General features: G+C 64.4%; 12 protein-coding genes, 1 tRNA gene and 1 pseudogene. All 14 read left to right on the top strand.

Going from position 1 to position 16,831, the window contains the following annotated elements; all coding sequences use genetic code 11:
- A pseudogene (locus AB4Y64_RS17500) lies at nt 1–151 on the top strand (hypothetical protein); the annotation flags it as partial.
- A gap of 323 nt (nt 152–474) precedes the next feature.
- Nucleotides 475–550 (top strand) — tRNA-Trp (locus AB4Y64_RS17495).
- 102 nt (nt 551–652) lie between these two features.
- On the top strand, nt 653–1,030 hold the full coding sequence (gene secE, locus AB4Y64_RS17490) for a preprotein translocase subunit SecE (RefSeq protein ID WP_441817726.1): 378 nt from the start codon (nt 653–655) through the stop codon (nt 1,028–1,030).
- A gap of 4 nt (nt 1,031–1,034) precedes the next feature.
- Entirely contained in the window at nt 1,035–1,607 is a 573-nt protein-coding gene (gene nusG / locus AB4Y64_RS17485) for a transcription termination/antitermination protein NusG (protein WP_441817725.1), read from the top strand.
- Between the two features lie 222 nt (nt 1,608–1,829).
- Entirely contained in the window at nt 1,830–2,258 is a 429-nt protein-coding gene (gene rplK, locus AB4Y64_RS17480; protein WP_441817724.1) for a 50S ribosomal protein L11, read from the top strand.
- Between the two features lie 3 nt (nt 2,259–2,261).
- Nucleotides 2,262–2,960 (top strand): 50S ribosomal protein L1, encoded by a 699-nt coding sequence (gene rplA / locus AB4Y64_RS17475; RefSeq protein ID WP_441817723.1) that lies wholly within the window; start codon nt 2,262–2,264, stop codon nt 2,958–2,960.
- A 374-nt stretch (nt 2,961–3,334) separates the two neighbouring features.
- Nucleotides 3,335–3,871: a 50S ribosomal protein L10 gene (gene rplJ / locus AB4Y64_RS17470; RefSeq protein WP_158733601.1), complete on the top strand. Its 537-nt coding sequence runs from the start codon at nt 3,335–3,337 to the stop codon at nt 3,869–3,871.
- Between the two features lie 66 nt (nt 3,872–3,937).
- On the top strand, nt 3,938–4,309 hold the full coding sequence (gene rplL, locus AB4Y64_RS17465; RefSeq protein ID WP_386700382.1) for a 50S ribosomal protein L7/L12: 372 nt from the start codon (nt 3,938–3,940) through the stop codon (nt 4,307–4,309).
- A 297-nt stretch (nt 4,310–4,606) separates the two neighbouring features.
- Complete coding sequence (rpoB, locus tag AB4Y64_RS17460; RefSeq protein WP_441817728.1) at nt 4,607–8,773, top strand: DNA-directed RNA polymerase subunit beta; 4,167 nt, start codon at nt 4,607–4,609, stop codon at nt 8,771–8,773.
- Between the two features lie 46 nt (nt 8,774–8,819).
- Nucleotides 8,820–13,046, top strand: coding sequence for a DNA-directed RNA polymerase subunit beta' (gene rpoC, locus AB4Y64_RS17455; RefSeq protein ID WP_441817722.1), 4,227 nt, complete (start codon nt 8,820–8,822; stop codon nt 13,044–13,046).
- Nucleotides 13,047–13,407: 361 nt separating this feature from the next.
- Nucleotides 13,408–13,782, top strand: coding sequence for a 30S ribosomal protein S12 (gene rpsL / locus AB4Y64_RS17450; protein WP_031373762.1), 375 nt, complete (start codon nt 13,408–13,410; stop codon nt 13,780–13,782).
- A 53-nt stretch (nt 13,783–13,835) separates the two neighbouring features.
- Entirely contained in the window at nt 13,836–14,303 is a 468-nt protein-coding gene (gene rpsG, locus AB4Y64_RS17445) for a 30S ribosomal protein S7 (RefSeq protein ID WP_441817721.1), read from the top strand.
- A 150-nt stretch (nt 14,304–14,453) separates the two neighbouring features.
- On the top strand, nt 14,454–16,574 hold the full coding sequence (gene fusA / locus AB4Y64_RS17440; protein WP_441817720.1) for an elongation factor G: 2,121 nt from the start codon (nt 14,454–14,456) through the stop codon (nt 16,572–16,574).
- Between the two features lie 93 nt (nt 16,575–16,667).
- The coding region (locus tag AB4Y64_RS17435; protein ID WP_441817727.1) for a GTP-binding protein at nt 16,668–16,831 on the top strand (164 nt) is incomplete at its 3' end.

Genomic DNA, 16,831 nt, shown 5'->3' with positions numbered 1-16,831 from the left:
GGAAGGCGTCGAGATGGTCATGCCGGGCGACAACATCAAGATGGTCGTCTCGCTGATCAACCCGGTGGCAATGGACGAAGGCCTGCGTTTCGCAATCCGCGAAGGCGGCCGTACCGTCGGCGCCGGCGTGGTGGCGAAGATCATCAAGTGACGATCTGACCTGCGCCCGCTCTGCGGGCGCAGCTTTGTCAGATCGTCACCCCGGTGAAAGCCGGGGTCTAGTTTGCTTCTGCCGTTTGCTGTTGCTTCTGCCCTGAACCCGCAAAATCAACAGCACAATGGGTTCCGGCTTACGCCGGAATGACGGACTCGAAGACGGACTTCCCGGCGAGTCGGCAACGGCTCGCCGTCGCCGTCTAAGAGATCTGAATTCCGGAGATCTGAATTCCGGGGATCGGAATTTGGGGCCATGAACTTCGGGGCTGAAACCGGGTCCAACCCGCTTCCAGCAAATCCGTTAAGCTTTAATGATGTACGCCAGTAGCTCAATTGGCAGAGCAGCGGTCTCCAAAACCGCAGGTTGGGGGTTCGAGTCCCTCCTGGCGTGCCACTTCATGCGGGTGCTTCCGCAGAGCCCCGGTCATCCGTGGTCGGGACGCTCCTAACCACAGTGCTACTACAGACGTGGCCTCACCGCCGCGCGATGGATCGGATGAACAGCAAGGTCGAACAACACGGATCCACCTCCGCCGGCGACATCGTCAAGTACGCACTGTCGGTGCTGCTGGTCGCTGCGGGCGTGGCCGCCTACATCTATTTCGACCAGTGGCCTGGTGCGCTGCGCGCGCTGGCTGTCGCTGGCGGCCTGGTCCTCGGCGCCGGTGTGTTCCTGACCAGCGGCAAGGGCCTGCAAACCCGCGAATTCCTGTCTGAATCGCGCTTCGAGCTGCGCAAGGTCGTCTGGCCGACCCGCCAGGAAGCCCTGCGCACCACCTGGGTGGTCATGATCGCCGTCGCCGTGCTGAGCCTGATCCTGGCCGGCTTCGACGTCGTGATCCAGACCGCCGTCAAGTTCCTGCTGGGGCGCTGAAGAAATGAGCGAAGAAGTCCATAAGCGTTGGTACGTGGTTCACGCCTACTCGGGCTTCGAGAAGTCCGTGGCGCAGGCGTTGCGCGACCGCATCGTGCGCGACGGCATGCAGGAGCGCTTCGGTGAAGTGCTGGTCCCGACCGAAGAGATCGTGGAAATGCGTTCCGGCCAGAAGCGCCGCTCCGAGCGCAAGTTCTTCCCGGGCTATGTCCTGGTCCAGATTGCCACCCATGACGAAGCCGGCATCCCGCGCATGGACAACGAGAGCTGGCACCTGGTCAAGGAAACCCCGAAAGTGATGGGCTTCATCGGCGGCACCGCCGACCGCCCGCTGCCGATCGCCGACCACGAAGCCGACATGATCCTGCAGCGCGTGCAGGAAGGCGTCGAGAAGCCCAAGCCCAAGGTGCTGTTCGAGCCGGGCGAGATGGTCCGGGTCATCGACGGCCCGTTCAACGACTTCAATGGCGTGGTCGAAGAGATCAACTACGAGAAGAGCCGCCTGCGCGTGGCCGTGCTCATCTTCGGCCGCTCGACCCCGGTCGAGCTGGAATTCGGGCAGGTCGAGAAGGCCTGACCCGGGGTCTGGCCGGTCGGGCGCAGGGCGCCCAATCGGCTATAAACATCTGATATACTTGCTGGCTCGCCGCTTTCAGCGCGATCCAGAAGCCCCGGCCGCCGCATGGCGGCCGTCGGCGTGCTGCAGAACAAGTTGCTAACAACGTGATGTCGGGACACGTGATTTTCCCGGCGCGATGGGGAGCCTGAGGTCCAGGCGCTTGCACCCGGAGAGAGAGAAATGGCTAAGAAAGTAGTCGGTTACATCAAGTTGCAGGTCAAGGCCGGCCAGGCCAACCCGTCGCCGCCCGTCGGCCCGGCCCTGGGCCAGCGCGGCCTGAACATCATGGAGTTCTGCAAGGCATTCAACGCCGCGACCTCCAAGCTCGAGCCGGGTCTGCCGACCCCGGTCATCATCACCGCGTACTCGGACCGTACCTTCACCTTCATCACCAAGTCGACCCCGGCTTCGGTGCTGCTGAAGAAGGCCGCCGGCGTCGCATCGGGCTCCAAGCGCCCGAACACCGACAAGGTGGGCAAGGTCACCCGCGCCCAGCTCGAAGCGATCGCCAAGCAGAAGGAAGCCGACCTCACGGCGGCTGACCTGGAAGCAGCGGTTAAGACGATTGCGGGTTCGGCCCGCAGCATGGGCCTGGTGGTGGAGGGTTAAGACATGGCAATGACCAAGCGCGAAAAGGCCATCCAGGCCGCAGTTGTCCCGGGCAAGACGTACGCCATCGACGACGCACTCAAGATCGTGAAGACCGCCACCAAGGCCAAGTTCGTCGAGTCCGTCGACGTCGCTGTGCGCCTGGGCGTGGACGCGAAGAAGTCCGACCAGCAGGTTCGCGGTTCGACCGTGCTGCCGGCCGGTACCGGCAAGTCGGTGCGCGTGGCGGTGTTCGCCCCCGCCGGTGCGAAGGCTGACGAAGCCATCGCCGCTGGCGCCGAAGCCGTGGGCATGGACGACCTGGCCGAGAAGATGATGGCCGGCGACCTGAACTACGACGTCGTCATCGCCACCCCGGACGCCATGCGCGTCGTCGGCAAGCTGGGCCAGGTGCTCGGCCCGCGTGGCCTGATGCCGAACCCGAAGGTCGGCACTGTTTCGCCGAACCCGGCCGAAGCCGTGAAGAATGCCAAGGGCGGCCAGGTGCGTTACCGCACCGACAAGGCCGGCATCATCCACTGCACCATCGGCAAGGCTTCGTTCGAAGACGCGTCGCTGAAGGAAAACCTGACCGCACTGCTGCTCGACCTGATCAAGGCCAAGCCGTCGTCCGCCAAGGGCCAGTACCTGCAGAAGATCTCGATCAGCACCACCATGGGCCCCGGCGTTTCCGTGGACCAGGGCACGCTGACCCTGAAGTAATGCATCGCGCTCGCGCAATGCGCGAGCGTTTTGCCAGTGCGTGACGCGTCTGCGGGGTGCATGCCGCAGACAAAAATTTTGAGGGCATCGCCCAGAACCTCCGGGTTCGAAGCGATAGCCGTCAAAGACCGCAGGTGCGGTCAGCGCCTACCGGCGACGGGCATGGATGCTCGACATGGCAAGGATTCGCCGTCGGTGGAAGCGGGGCTGCTTAATCCGGACTCGTTCGGGTCGGCCTGCGTAGATGGTGCCTTCTGGAAATCTTTCTGGAGTGGCCACCACCGGGATGTTCGCGCATCCCCGATGCCAGGGACGGTATCGCCCAGGACCGCAAGCGGCAGGAGCCGTAAGCGGAGTTCATTTGGAGGAGTGCAATGGCTCTCAATCTGTCCCAGAAGCAAGAAGTAGTAGCCGAGCTGGCAGAAGTCGCCGCCAAGGCCCACTCCTTGATTGCTGTCGAGTACGCGGGCACCACGGTCAGTCAGATGACCGCGATGCGCAAGAAGGCTCGTGAAACCGGCGTTTTCTTGAAAGTTGTCAAGAACACCCTGGCTTCGCGCGCCGTCGTCGGTACCGAGTACGAGTGCGCGAAAGACGTGCTCACCGGTCCGCTGCTGTACGCGTTCTCGATGGAAGAACCCGGCGCTGCCGGTCGTCTGATCAAGGAATTCGCCAAGGGTAACGACAAGCTGCAGGCCAAGGTCGTCGCGATGGGTGGCCAGGTGTATCCGGCCAGCCACGTCGAAGTCCTCGCTTCGCTGCCGACCCTCGAACAGGCGCTCGCCATGCTGGCCCGCGTCCTCAACGAGCCGGCAACGATGTTCGCCCGCGCCGTCAAGGCAGTGGCCGACAAGCAGGGCGGTGGCGATGTTGCCGACGCCGAAGCCGAAGCAGTGGCGGAACCGGCGTAACACGCCCCGCACGTCAAGCTCGCTTTACCAATCGATTCGTAAGATCAATTTCCAGAGGTTAATAACATGTCCCTGTCCAACGAACAGATCGTCGACGCCATTGCCGAGAAGACCCTTCTCGAGGTGATGGAGCTGGTCAAGGCGATCGAAGAGAAGTTCGGCGTCTCCGCCGCTGCCCCGGTCGTCGCTGCTGGCCCGGCCGTTGCTGCTGCCGTCGTCGAAGAGCAGACCGAGTTCAACGTCATCCTGAAGGCTGCCGGCGAGAAGAAGGTCGAAGTCATCAAGGCCGTCCGCGCCATCACCGGCTTGGGCCTGAAGGAAGCGAAGGACCTCGTCGAAGGTGCTCCGCAGACCGTGAAGGAAGCCGTCTCGAAGGACGAAGCCGAGAAGTTCAAGAAGGACCTCGAGGCTGCCGGCGCATCGGTCGAGCTGAAGTAATTCAGTACTTGTGTCGCCGGCTCTTGTTAAGAGCGTAGTACTGGCGACCACCTGAGGCTGGGGACGAAAGTCCCCGGCCTTTGGCCGTTCCTGAAGGACTGCCCTGAAGAAGGCGATCCGAGGGGCGGCAGAAGCAACGCGTTACCCAACGAGTTGACAGTCGGAAGTAGCGGGAGAAGGCGTGCTGGTGCCGGCAATACCAGCGACTTCCCACTGGCAATTTTGATCCCCCGGTTCGCCGTCCAGGCGCACCAACGAAAATCTCCGAGGCGGTAGCTCACCATGACCACAGCTTCCATGACGACGGCCTCCAGGGCCATCTACTCGTTCACCGAAAAGAAGCGCATCCGCAAGGATTTCGGCAAGCGCAAATCCATCCTCGAAGTTCCGTTCCTGCTGGCCATCCAGGTCGACTCGTACCGCGAGTTCCTGCAGGAAAACATCGATCCGGCCAAGCGCGCCGACCGCGGCCTGCACGCGGCCCTGAAGTCGGTGTTCCCGATCGCCAGCTACAGCGGCAACGCCGCCCTGGAATACGTCGGCTACAAGCTTGGCGATCCGCCGTTCGATGAGCGCGAGTGCCGTAACCGCGGCCTCTCCTACGGCGCCCCGCTGCGCGTGACCGTGCGCCTGGTGATCTACGACCGTGAGTCGTCGACCAAGGCCATCAAGTACGTGAAGGAGCAGGAGGTCTACATGGGCGAGATCCCGCTCATGACCGACAACGGCACCTTCATCGTCAACGGCACCGAGCGCGTCATCGTCTCGCAGCTGCACCGCAGCCCGGGCGTGTTCTTCGACCACGACCGCGGCAAGACCCACAGCTCGGGCAAGCTGCTGTACAGCGCCCGCATCATTCCTTACCGCGGTTCCTGGCTGGACTTCGAGTTCGACCCGAAGGATGCGCTGTTCACCCGTATCGACCGTCGCCGCAAGCTGCCGGTGACCGTGCTGCTGCGCGCACTGGGCTACAACAACGAAGAAATGCTGCGCGAGTTCTTCGAGATCAACACCTTCCACATCATGCCCGAGGGCGTGCAGTGGGAGCTGGTCTCCGAGCGCCTGCGTGGTGAAACGCTCGACTTCGACCTGGCCGATGGCGACAAGATCATCGTCGAGGCCGGCAAGCGCATCACCGCGCGCCACGTCAAGCAGCTGGAGGCTTCGGGCATCGCCGCCCTGGCCGTGCCGGACAGCTACCTGGTCGGCCGCATCCTCTCGCACGACGTCGTCGACTCCAAGACCGGCGAGCTGCTGGCCACGGCCAACGACGAGATCAACGAAGACCAGCTGGCCGCCTTCCGCAAGGCCGGCATCGACGCGGTCGGCACCCTGTGGGTGAACGACCTCGATCGCGGCGCGTACCTGTCCAACACCCTGCGCATCGATCCGTCGAAGACGCAGCTGGAAGCGCTGGTCGAGATCTACCGCATGATGCGTCCGGGCGAGCCGCCCACCAAGGACGCCGCGCAGAACCTGTTCCACAACCTGTTCTTCACCTTCGAGCGCTACGACCTGTCGGCCGTGGGCCGGATGAAGTTCAACCGTCGCCTGGGCCGCAAGGAAACCGAGGGCGCTTCGGTGCTCTATGACGCCAAGTACTTTGCCGAGCGCAAGGACGAGGAGTCGGTGCGCCTGCGCAACGCCAACGGCGCCACGTCCGACATCCTCGACGTGATCCGCGTGCTGACCGAGATCCGCAACGGTCGCGGCACGGTCGACGACATCGACCACCTGGGCAACCGTCGCGTGCGTTCGGTCGGCGAAATGGCCGAGAACGTGTTCCGCGTCGGCCTGGTCCGCGTCGAGCGCGCGGTCAAGGAGCGCCTGTCGATGGCCGAGTCCGAAGGCCTGACCCCGCAGGAGCTGATCAACGCCAAGCCGGTGGCCGCCGCGATCAAGGAGTTCTTCGGCTCCTCGCAGCTGTCGCAGTTCATGGACCAGAACAACCCGCTGTCGGAAGTCACCCACAAGCGTCGCGTCTCGGCCCTCGGCCCGGGCGGCCTGACCCGTGAGCGCGCCGGCTTCGAAGTGCGCGACGTGCACCCGACCCACTACGGCCGCGTGTGCACCATCGAGACGCCGGAAGGCCCGAACATCGGCCTGATCAACTCGCTCGCCGTGTTCGCCCGCACCAACCGTTACGGCTTCCTCGAGACGCCGTACCGCAAGGTCATCGACGGCCGCGTCACCGACGCCGTCGAGTACCTGTCGGCGATCGAAGAGAACGAGTACGTCATCGCCCAGGCCAATGCACCGACCGACGACGACAACAACATCACCGCCCAGTTCGTCGCCTGCCGTTACCAGGGCGAGTCGATGCTGCGTCCGCCGAGCGAGATCCACTTCATGGACGTCTCGCCGATGCAGACCGTGTCGGTCGCTGCGGCCCTCGTCCCGTTCCTCGAGCACGACGACGCCAACCGCGCACTGATGGGCGCCAACATGCAGCGCCAGGCCGTGCCGACGCTGCGTGCGCAGAAGCCGCTGGTCGGTACCGGCATCGAGCGCGCCGTGGCGCGCGACTCGGGCGTGACCGTCAATGCCCGTCGTGGTGGCGTGATCGAGCAGATCGACGCAGGCCGCATCGTGGTCAAGGTCAACGAGAAGGAAATCGTTGGCGAGACCGATGCCGGCGTCGACATCTACACCCTGATCAAGTACACCCGCTCCAACCAGAACACCTGCATCAACCAGCGTCCGCTGGTGATCGTCGGTGACGTGGTTGCGCGCGGCGACGTGCTGGCCGACGGCCCCTCGACCGACATTGGCGAGCTCGCGCTCGGCCAGAACATGCTGGTCGCGTTCATGCCGTGGAACGGCTACAACTTCGAGGACTCGATCCTGCTCTCCGAGCGCGTGGTCGAGCAGGATCGCTACACCACGATCCACATCGAAGAGCTGACCTGCGTCGCCCGCGACACCAAGCTGGGACCGGAGGAAATCTCCGCCGACATCCCGAACGTCTCCGAGCAGGCCCTCAACCGCCTCGACGAGTCGGGCGTGGTCTACATCGGCGCCGAAGTGCGTGCCGGCGACATCCTGGTCGGCAAGGTCACGCCGAAGGGCGAGTCGCAGCTGACCCCGGAAGAGAAGCTGCTTCGCGCGATCTTCGGCGAGAAGGCCTCCGACGTTAAGGACAGCTCGCTGCGCGTTCCGCCGGGCATGGACGGCACCGTCATCGACGTGCAGGTCTTCACCCGCGACGGCATCGAGAAGGACAAGCGCGCGCGCCAGATCGAGGAATACGAGATCCGTCGCGTCAAGAAGGACTTCGACGACCAGTACCGCATCCTCGAGGCTGCGATCTACGACCGTCTGCGCACCCAGCTGATCGGTCGCGTCGCCAACGGCGGCGGTGGCCTGAAGAAGGGCGACACCGTCACCTCGCTCGTGCTCGAGGGCCTGTCCCGCAAGGACTGGTTCACCCTGCGCATGAAGGACGAGGAAGCGGTCGAGGCGATCGAGCGCGCGCAGAAGCAGATCGAGGTCCACAAGGCCGAGTTCGAGAAGCGCTTCGCCGACAAGCGCGGCAAGATCACCCAGGGCGACGACCTCGCACCGGGCGTGCTGAAGATGGTCAAGGTGTTCCTCGCGGTGAAGCGCCGCATCCAGCCGGGCGACAAGATGGCCGGCCGCCACGGCAACAAGGGTGTCGTGTCGACCATCGTGCCGGTGCAGGACATGCCGTACGCGGCCGACGGCCAGACCGTCGACATCGTCCTGAACCCGCTGGGCGTGCCGTCGCGTATGAACATCGGCCAGATCCTCGAAGTGCATCTGGGCTGGGCCGCAAAGGGCCTGGGCCAGAAGATCCAGCGGATGCTGGAAGCACAGCAGAAGGTCTCCGAGCTGCGTCAGTTCCTCGACGACATCTACAACCACGACACCAAGATCGCCGGTGACCGCGTCGACCTGACCCAGTTCAGCGACGAGGAGCTGCTGACGCTCGCCAAGAACCTGTGCGATGGCGTGCCGATGGCCACCCCGGTGTTCGACGGCGCCGCCGAGTCGGAGATCAAGCGGATGCTCGAGCTCGCCGACCTGCCCACCAGCGGCCAGACCATGCTGTTCGACGGTCGCACCGGTGAGTCGTTCGAGCGTCCGGTCACGGTTGGCTACATGCACATGCTGAAGCTGAACCACCTGGTCGACGACAAGATGCACGCCCGTTCCACTGGTCCGTACTCGCTCGTCACCCAGCAGCCGCTGGGCGGCAAGGCGCAGTTCGGTGGCCAGCGCTTCGGCGAGATGGAAGTCTGGGCGCTGGAAGCCTACGGCGCGGCCTACACCCTGCAGGAAATGCTGACGGTGAAGTCCGACGACGTGCAGGGCCGCAACCAGATGTACAAGAACATCGTCGACGGCGAGTACGAGATGGTCGCCGGCATGCCGGAGTCCTTCAACGTGCTCGTGAAGGAAATCCGCTCGCTCGCGATCAACATGGAGCTGGAAGAGAACTGAGGAAACCCGCTTCCCCATTCTCTATTCCCGATTCCCGGAGAACAAAATGAAAGACCTTCTGAATCTGTTCAACCAGCAGCGACAGACCATCGACTTCGATGCGATCAAGATCGCGCTGGCTTCGCCCGACCTGATCCGTTCGTGGTCGTTCGGCGAAGTGAAGAAGCCGGAAACCATCAACTACCGTACCTTCAAGCCCGAGCGTGACGGCCTGTTCTGCGCCGCCATCTTCGGTCCGATCAAGGACTACGAGTGCCTGTGCGGCAAGTACAAGCGCATGAAGCACCGCGGCGTGGTCTGCGAGAAGTGCGGCACCGAGGTCACCCTGGCCAAGGTCCGTCGCGAGCGCATGGGCCACATCGACCTGGCTTCGCCGGTCGCGCACATCTGGTTCCTCAAGTCGCTGCCCTCGCGCATCGGCCTGATGCTGGACATGACCCTGCGTGACATCGAGCGCATCCTGTACTTCGAAGCCTACGTGGTGACGGAGCCGGGCCTGACCGCACTGGAGCGCGGCAACCTGCTGACGGAAGAGCAGTTCCTGCAGGCGCGCCAGGAGCACGGCGACGACTTCGAGGCCGCCATGGGCGCCGAGGCCGTCTACGAGCTGCTGCGCACGATCGACCTGCAGTCGGAGATGGTGCAGCTGAAGGAAGAGATCTCCTCGACCAACAGCGAAACCAAGCTCAAGCGCCTCACCAAGCGCATCAAGCTGGTCGAAGCCTTCCTCGAGTCGGGCAACCGCCCGGAGTGGATGGTCATGACCGTGCTGCCGGTGCTGCCGCCGGACCTGCGTCCGCTGGTTCCGCTGGACGGCGGCCGCTTCGCGACCTCCGACCTCAACGACCTGTACCGCCGCGTCATCAACCGCAACAACCGCCTGCGTCGCCTGCTCGAACTCAATGCGCCCGACATCATCGTGCGCAACGAGAAGCGCATGCTGCAGGAGTCGGTTGACGCGCTGATGGACAACGGCCGTCGCGGCCGTGCCATCACCGGCACCAACAAGCGCCCGCTCAAGTCGCTCGCCGACATGATCAAGGGCAAGCAGGGTCGCTTCCGCCAGAACCTGCTGGGCAAGCGCGTCGACTACTCGGGCCGTTCGGTCATCGTGGTCGGCCCGACGCTGCGCCTGCACGAGTGCGGCCTGCCGAAGAAGATGGCGCTCGAGCTGTTCAAGCCCTTCATCTTCGCCAAGCTGCAGCGCCGTGGCCTGGCCACCACCATCAAGGCCGCCAAGAAGCTCGTCGAGCGCGAAGAGGCCGAGGTGTGGGACATCCTCGAAGAGGTGATCCGCGAGCATCCGGTCCTGCTCAACCGCGCACCGACGCTGCACCGCCTGGGCATCCAGGCGTTCGAGCCGGTGCTGATCGAAGGCAAGGCGATCCAGCTGCACCCGCTGGTCTGCACCGCGTTCAACGCCGACTTCGACGGTGACCAGATGGCCGTCCACGTGCCGCTCTCGCTGGAAGCCCAGCTGGAAGCGCGCGCGTTGATGATGGCGTCCAACAACATCCTGTCGCCGGCCAACGGCGAGCCGATCATCGTGCCGTCGCAGGACGTCGTGCTGGGCCTGTACTACATGACCCGCGGCCTTGAGAACAAGGCAGGCGAGGGCATGGCGTTCGCCAACGTCGCCGAAGTCAAGCGCGCCTACGACAACCGCGTCGTGCAGCTGCACGCCAAGTGCAAGGTCCGCATCACCGAGACGGTGAACAACGAGGACGGCACCAGCGAGCAGAAGACCTCGATTGTCGACACGACCGTGGGTCGCGCCCTGCTGCGCGAGATCCTGCCGGAGGGCCTGCCGTTCGCGCTGGCCAACGTCGAGCTGACCAAGAAGAACATCAGCCGACTGATCAACTCCTGCTACCGCATGCTCGGCCTGAAGGACACGGTCGTGTTCGCCGACAAGCTGATGTACACCGGCTTCGCTTACGCGACCCGCGCCGGCGTCTCCATCGGCATCGACGACATGCTGATCCCGGTCGAGAAGAAGGGCATCCTGGCCGAGGCCGAAGCCGAGGTCCTGGAAATCCAGGAGCAGTACCAGTCGGGCCTGGTCACCGCCGGCGAGCGCTACAACAAGGTCGTCGACATCTGGTCGCGCACGAACGAGCGCGTGGCCAAGGCGATGATGGACGCGATCGGCACCGAGAAGGTGCTCAACGCCAAGGGCGAGACCATCGACCAGAAGTCGATGAACTCGATCTACATCATGGCCGACTCCGGCGCCCGTGGTTCGCAGGCCCAGATCCGTCAGCTCGCCGGTATGCGCGGCCTGATGGCCAAGCCCGACGGCTCGATCATCGAGACGCCGATCACCGCGAACTTCCGCGAAGGCCTGAACGTTCTCCAGTACTTCATCTCGACCCACGGCGCACGTAAGGGCCTGGCCGATACCGCGCTGAAGACGGCGAACTCCGGTTACCTGACCCGTCGCCTCGTCGACGTGGCGCAGGACGTGGTGATCACCGAGGACGATTGCGGCACGCTGGAAGGCCTGACCATGACGCCGATCGTGGAAGGCGGCGACGTGGTCGAGCCGCTGCGCGACCGCGTGCTGGGTCGTGTCGTGGCCGAGGACGTGTTCCTGCCGGGCAACGACGAAGAGCCGATCGTCACCCGCAACACCCTGCTCGACGAGGGCTGGGTGCAGAAGCTCGACGACGCCAGCGTCCAGTCGATCAAGGTCCGTTCGACGATCACCTGCCGCAGCTCGTTCGGTGTCTGCGCCCACTGCTACGGTCGCGACCTGGGTCGCGGTCACCTGGTCAACCACGGCGAAGCGGTCGGCGTTGTCGCCGCGCAGTCGATCGGTGAGCCGGGTACGCAGCTGACCATGCGTACGTTCCACATCGGTGGTGCCGCTTCGCGTGCCGCCGCCATCGACAACGTCACGGTCAAGACCACCGGTAGCATCAAGTTCAACAACCTCAAGCACGTCGATCACGCCGGTGGCCACCTGGTCGCGGTGTCGCGTTCGGGCGAGTTGTCGGTGCTCGACGGCCACGGCCGTGAGCGCGAGCGCTACAAGCTGCCGTACGGCGCCACGGTCAACGTCAAGGATGGCGCCAGCATCAAGGCCGGCCAGACGGTGGCCAGCTGGGATCCGCATAACCACCCGATCGTTTCGGAAGTCGCCGGTTTCGTTCGCTTCATCGACTTCGTCGATGGCGTGACCGTGATCGAGAAGACCGACGAACTGACCGGCCTGGCCTCGCGCGAGATCACCGATCCGAAGCGTCGCGGCTCGCAGGGCAAGGACCTGCGTCCGATCGTCCGCATCGTCGACAAGAGCGGCAAGGACCTGTCGATCCCGGGTACCGACCTGCCGGCGCAGTACCTGCTGCCGCCGCGCTCGATCGTCAACCTGCAGGACGGCGCGCCGGTCGGCGTGGGCGACGTGGTCGCCAAGATCCCGCAGGAAGCGTCCAAGACCCGCGACATCACCGGCGGTCTGCCGCGCGTTGCCGACCTGTTCGAAGCGCGCAAGCCCAAGGACCCGGCGGTCCTGGCCGAGCGCTCGGGCATCGTCTCCTTCGGTAAGGACACCAAGGGCAAGCAGCGCCTGATCATCAAGGACACCGACGGCAACGAGCACGAGGAGCTGATCCCGAAGTACCGCCAGATCATCGTGTTCGAAGGCGAGCACGTGGAGAAGGGCGAGACCGTGGTGGACGGCGAGCCGGGCCCGCAGGACATCCTGCGCCTGCTCGGTGTCGAACCGCTGGCCGTGTATCTGACCAAGGAAATCCAGGACGTCTATCGCCTGCAGGGCGTGAAGATCAACGACAAGCACATCGAGGTGATCGTTCGCCAGATGCTGCGCAAGGTCGAGATCACCGACCAGGGCGACAGCAAGTTCCTCAACGGCGAGCAGGTCGAGCGTCAGCGTCTCATCGAAGAGAACGCCCGCCTGGCCGGTCGCAACGAGATCCTGGCGGGTTACGAGCCGGTCCTGCTGGGCATCACCAAGGCCTCGCTGGCAACCGAGTCGTTCATCTCGGCGGCCTCCTTCCAGGAGACCACCCGCGTCCTGACCGAGGCTGCCGTCCGCGGCACCCGTGACGGCCTGCGCGGCCTGAAGGAGAACGTGATCGTCGGCCGCCTGATCCCGGCCGGTACCGGCCTGGCGTACCACACGCTGCGCCGAAAGAACGCGTCGGGCCTGACCGACTCGGAGATGGAAGCGCTGTCGGCGCCGGTCGCTTCGGCGGCCGAGCCGGTCGTGGAAGTGGCCGAGGTCGAAGGCGACTCGAGCGCCTCGTAAGCAGCAAACGGGGCAGGGCGGGAGTTTCCCGCCCTGGTCCCGCTCCGGTTTGGCTTGGTTTCGGCCGGCAAATCCGGTTACAATCACGGAAATACCGACAGCCTCCTCGTGAGGCCGTCCAGATCACGAAATGAGGATGCAGGACGCGCCTCGTGTTCGGCCCAGGATGGGCGGGATCGCAGTGAAGTTCCGACCACGCAGGCTGCCTTCGGCGGCCCGGGCGGAGCACACCGGTTTAGCTCGCGTTGACGGTCACGTCCGACGCGGGCTATACTTTTTCGTCTCGGTATGCCGGGTTGCCCCGGCGTGCCGTTCGTTTTTCCACGAAAGGCCAATCCAGGCCTTCTTCAAAGAGTTCCAGATGGCGACGATCAATCAGCTGGTCCGCAAGCCGCGGCAGGCGACCACCTACAAGAGTGCCTCGCCGGCGCTCGCGAACTGCCCGCAGCGCCGTGGCGTTTGCACCCGCGTGTACACCACGACCCCGAAGAAGCCGAACTCGGCTCTGCGCAAGGTCGCGAAGGTTCGCCTGACCAATGGCTACGAGATCATCTCGTACATCGGCGGCGAAGGTCACAACCTGCAGGAGCACTCGGTCGTGCTGATCCGCGGCGGTCGCGTCAAGGACCTGCCGGGCGTGCGCTACCACACCGTGCGTGGCTCGCTCGATGCCGCCGGTGTCGCCAAGCGTCGCCAGAGCCGCTCCAAGTACGGCGCCAAGCGTCCGAAGTCCTAAGCCGGACGACCGTTTCGGTCTCCGTACAAGAATCACGAGAATAGGTACGCACCATGTCGCGTAAAGGTTCCACCCCTCAGCGTTCGGTCCTGCCGGACCCCAAGCACGGCAGCGAGACGATCGCCCGTTTCATCAACATGGTCATGCAGAGCGGCAAGAAGTCGGTCGCCGAGAAGATCGTCTACGGCGCGATGGATGCCATCAGCGAGAAGAGCCCCAATGCCCTCGAGCTTGTCGAGAAGGCACTGGGCAACGTCTCGCCTGCGGTCGAAGTGAAGTCGCGTCGCGTCGGCGGTGCCACCTACCAGGTGCCGGTCGAAGTCCGTGCCTCGCGCCGCATGGCGCTGGCCATGCGCTGGCTGATCGAGTCGGCGCGCAAGCGCGGCGAGAACACCATGCCGCGCAAGCTCGCTGCCGAACTGATCGACGCCTCGGAAAGCCGCGGCGGCGCCATCAAGAAGCGCGAAGAAACCCACCGCATGGCGGAAGCGAACAAGGCGTTCGCCCACTACCGCTGGTGATCTGAGCCGGGCGCCCCCATATAGGGGGTCGCCCCACTCAGCAGCACGACATGTGCTGCCGCGGCGGTGTGAAAGCCGCCACGCGAACCGGAGGCCGCCTTTGAGGCGGCGTCCGGCCATTTGGAATTCGAAAACTTACGAGAGGGTCCCGTGGCTCGCACCACTCCCATCGAGCGTTACCGCAACTTCGGCATCATGGCTCACATCGATGCCGGCAAGACCACCACGTCCGAACGCATCCTGTTCTACACCGGTGTCAGCCACAAGATCGGCGAAGTGCACGAAGGTGCCGCGACGATGGACTGGATGGAGCAGGAGCAGGAGCGCGGCATCACCATTACGTCGGCCGCTACGACCGCGTTCTGGAAGGGCATGGACAAGTCCCTGCCTGAGCACCGCTTCAACATCATCGACACCCCAGGCCACGTCGACTTCACCATCGAAGTCGAGCGTTCGCTGCGCGTGCTCGACGGTGCGGTGTTCGTGCTGTGCGCCGTCGGTGGCGTCCAGCCGCAGTCCGAGACCGTGTGGCGTCAGGCCAACAAGTACTCCGTGCCGCGCATGGCGTTCGTCAACAAGATGGACCGCACCGGCGCCAACTTCGACAAGGTCGTCGAGCAGCTGCGTGCGCGCCTTGGCGCCTACGCCGTACCGATGCAGGTGCCGATCGGCGCTGAAGACGGCTTCGAGGGCGTGGTCGACCTGCTCAAGATGAAGGCCATCCATTGGGATGTCGCCTCGCAGGGCACCGTGTTCGAGTACCGCGAGATCCCGGCGAACCTCCAGGCCCAGGCCGATGCAGCGCGCAACTTCATGGTCGAAGCCGCCGCCGAAGCGTCCGAAGAGCTGATGGACAAGTACCTCAACGAAGGCGAGCTCACCGAGGCGGAGATCGTCGCGGGTCTGCGCGCGCGCACCCTGCGCGTCGAGATCGTGCCTGTCTTCTGCGGTTCGGCGTTCAAGAACAAGGGCGTGCAGGCCATGCTCGACGGCGTGATCAACCTGCTGCCGTCGCCGGCCGACCGTCCGCCGGTCCAGGGCATCGACGAGGACGACAAGGAAGACACCCGCACCGCGTCCGACACCGAGCCGTTCTCGGCGCTTGCGTTCAAGATCATGACCGACCCGTTCGTCGGTTCGCTGACCTTCTTCCGCGTCTACTCGGGCGTGCTCAACTCCGGCGACCAGGTGTACAACCCGGTCAAGTCGAAGAAGGAGCGCGTGGGCCGCATCCTGCAGATGCACGCCAACCAGCGCGACGAGATCAAGGAAGTCCGCGCCGGCGACATCGCCGCGGCCGTGGGCCTGAAGGACGTGACCACCGGCGACACGCTGTGCGCGCAGGATCACATCATCACCCTCGAGCGCATGACCTTCCCGGAGCCCGTCATCTCGATGGCGGTCGAGCCCAAGACCAAGTCCGATCAGGAAAAGATGGGCATGGCACTGGGTCGCCTGGCGCAGGAAGATCCTTCGTTCCGCGTGCGTACCGACGAAGAGTCGGGCCAGACGATCATCGCCGGCATGGGCGAGTTGCACCTGGACATCCTCGTCGACCGCATGCGTCGCGAGTTCAATGTCGAGGCCAACGTCGGCAAGCCGCAGGTGGCGTACCGCGAGACCATCCGCAAGTCGGACGTCAAGTCGGACTACAAGCACGCCAAGCAGTCGGGCGGTAAGGGCCAGTACGGCCACGTCGTCATCGAGCTGTCGCCGATGAACGAAGCCGACCGTGCCAACGAGGACGTCAAGAACGATTTCCTGTTCGTCAACGACATCACCGGCGGCGTGATCCCGAAGGAGTTCATCCCGGCGGTCGAGAAGGGCCTGCGCGAGACGATCACCAGCGGTCCGCTGGCCGGCTTCCCGGTCGTGGGCATCAAGGTCAAGCTCGTGTTCGGTTCCTACCATGACGTCGACTCGTCGGAAATGGCGTTCAAGCTCGCCTCGTCGATGGCGTTCAAGGAAGGCTTCCGCAAGGCCGATCCGGTCCTGCTCGAGCCGATCATGAAGGTCGAAGTCGTGACGCCGGAAGAGTATGTCGGCGACGTGATGGGCGACCTGAGCCGTCGTCGCGGCCTGCTCCAGGGCCAGGACGACACGCCGTCGGGCAAGACCATCAATGCGATGGTGCCACTGGGCGAGATGTTCGGTTACGCCACCACGATCCGTTCGCTGACCCAGGGTCGCGCGACGTTCACGATGGAATTCGACCATTACGCCGAAGCCCCGAACAACATCGCCGACGCGGTGATGAAGAAGGGCGGTTAATTGAAGTCCCCGTGTCATTGAAGTGCGTGGCGCCGGCCCTCGCCGGCGCCTCGTTACCACAGAACAAGCATCAAACTTTAAAGAGAGACAATCATGGCCAAGGGTAARTTTGAGCGCACCAAGCCGCACGTGAACGTGGGCACGATCGGTCACGTCGACCACGGCAAGACCACGCTGACGGCGGCACTGACGAAGGTGGGCGCGGAGCGTTTCGGTGGCGAGTTCAAGGCGTACGACGCGATCGACGCAGCGCCGGA

Source organism: Lysobacter sp. TAF61 (genome assembly GCF_052113485.1).
Lineage (GTDB): Bacteria > Pseudomonadota > Gammaproteobacteria > Xanthomonadales > Xanthomonadaceae > Lysobacter_J.
This window is presented reverse-complemented; position numbering and strand designations above follow the sequence as displayed.

Excerpts from the sequence above, each read along its gene's own strand:
- rpsG (WP_441817721.1), top strand. The coding sequence starts at position 13,836 with ATGTCGCGTAAAGGTTCCACCCCTCAGCGTTCGGTCCTGCCGGACCCC.
- rplL (WP_386700382.1), top strand. The coding sequence starts at position 3,938 with ATGTCCCTGTCCAACGAACAGATCGTCGACGCCATTGCCGAGAAGACC.
- rplJ (WP_158733601.1), top strand. The coding sequence starts at position 3,335 with ATGGCTCTCAATCTGTCCCAGAAGCAAGAAGTAGTAGCCGAGCTGGCA.
- secE (WP_441817726.1), top strand. The coding sequence starts at position 653 with ATGAACAGCAAGGTCGAACAACACGGATCCACCTCCGCCGGCGACATC.
- rpsL (WP_031373762.1), top strand. The coding sequence starts at position 13,408 with ATGGCGACGATCAATCAGCTGGTCCGCAAGCCGCGGCAGGCGACCACC.
- rpoB (WP_441817728.1), top strand. The coding sequence starts at position 4,607 with ATGACGACGGCCTCCAGGGCCATCTACTCGTTCACCGAAAAGAAGCGC.
- rplK (WP_441817724.1), top strand. The coding sequence starts at position 1,830 with ATGGCTAAGAAAGTAGTCGGTTACATCAAGTTGCAGGTCAAGGCCGGC.
- nusG (WP_441817725.1), top strand. The coding sequence starts at position 1,035 with ATGAGCGAAGAAGTCCATAAGCGTTGGTACGTGGTTCACGCCTACTCG.
- rplA (WP_441817723.1), top strand. The coding sequence starts at position 2,262 with ATGGCAATGACCAAGCGCGAAAAGGCCATCCAGGCCGCAGTTGTCCCG.
- rpoC (WP_441817722.1), top strand. The coding sequence starts at position 8,820 with ATGAAAGACCTTCTGAATCTGTTCAACCAGCAGCGACAGACCATCGAC.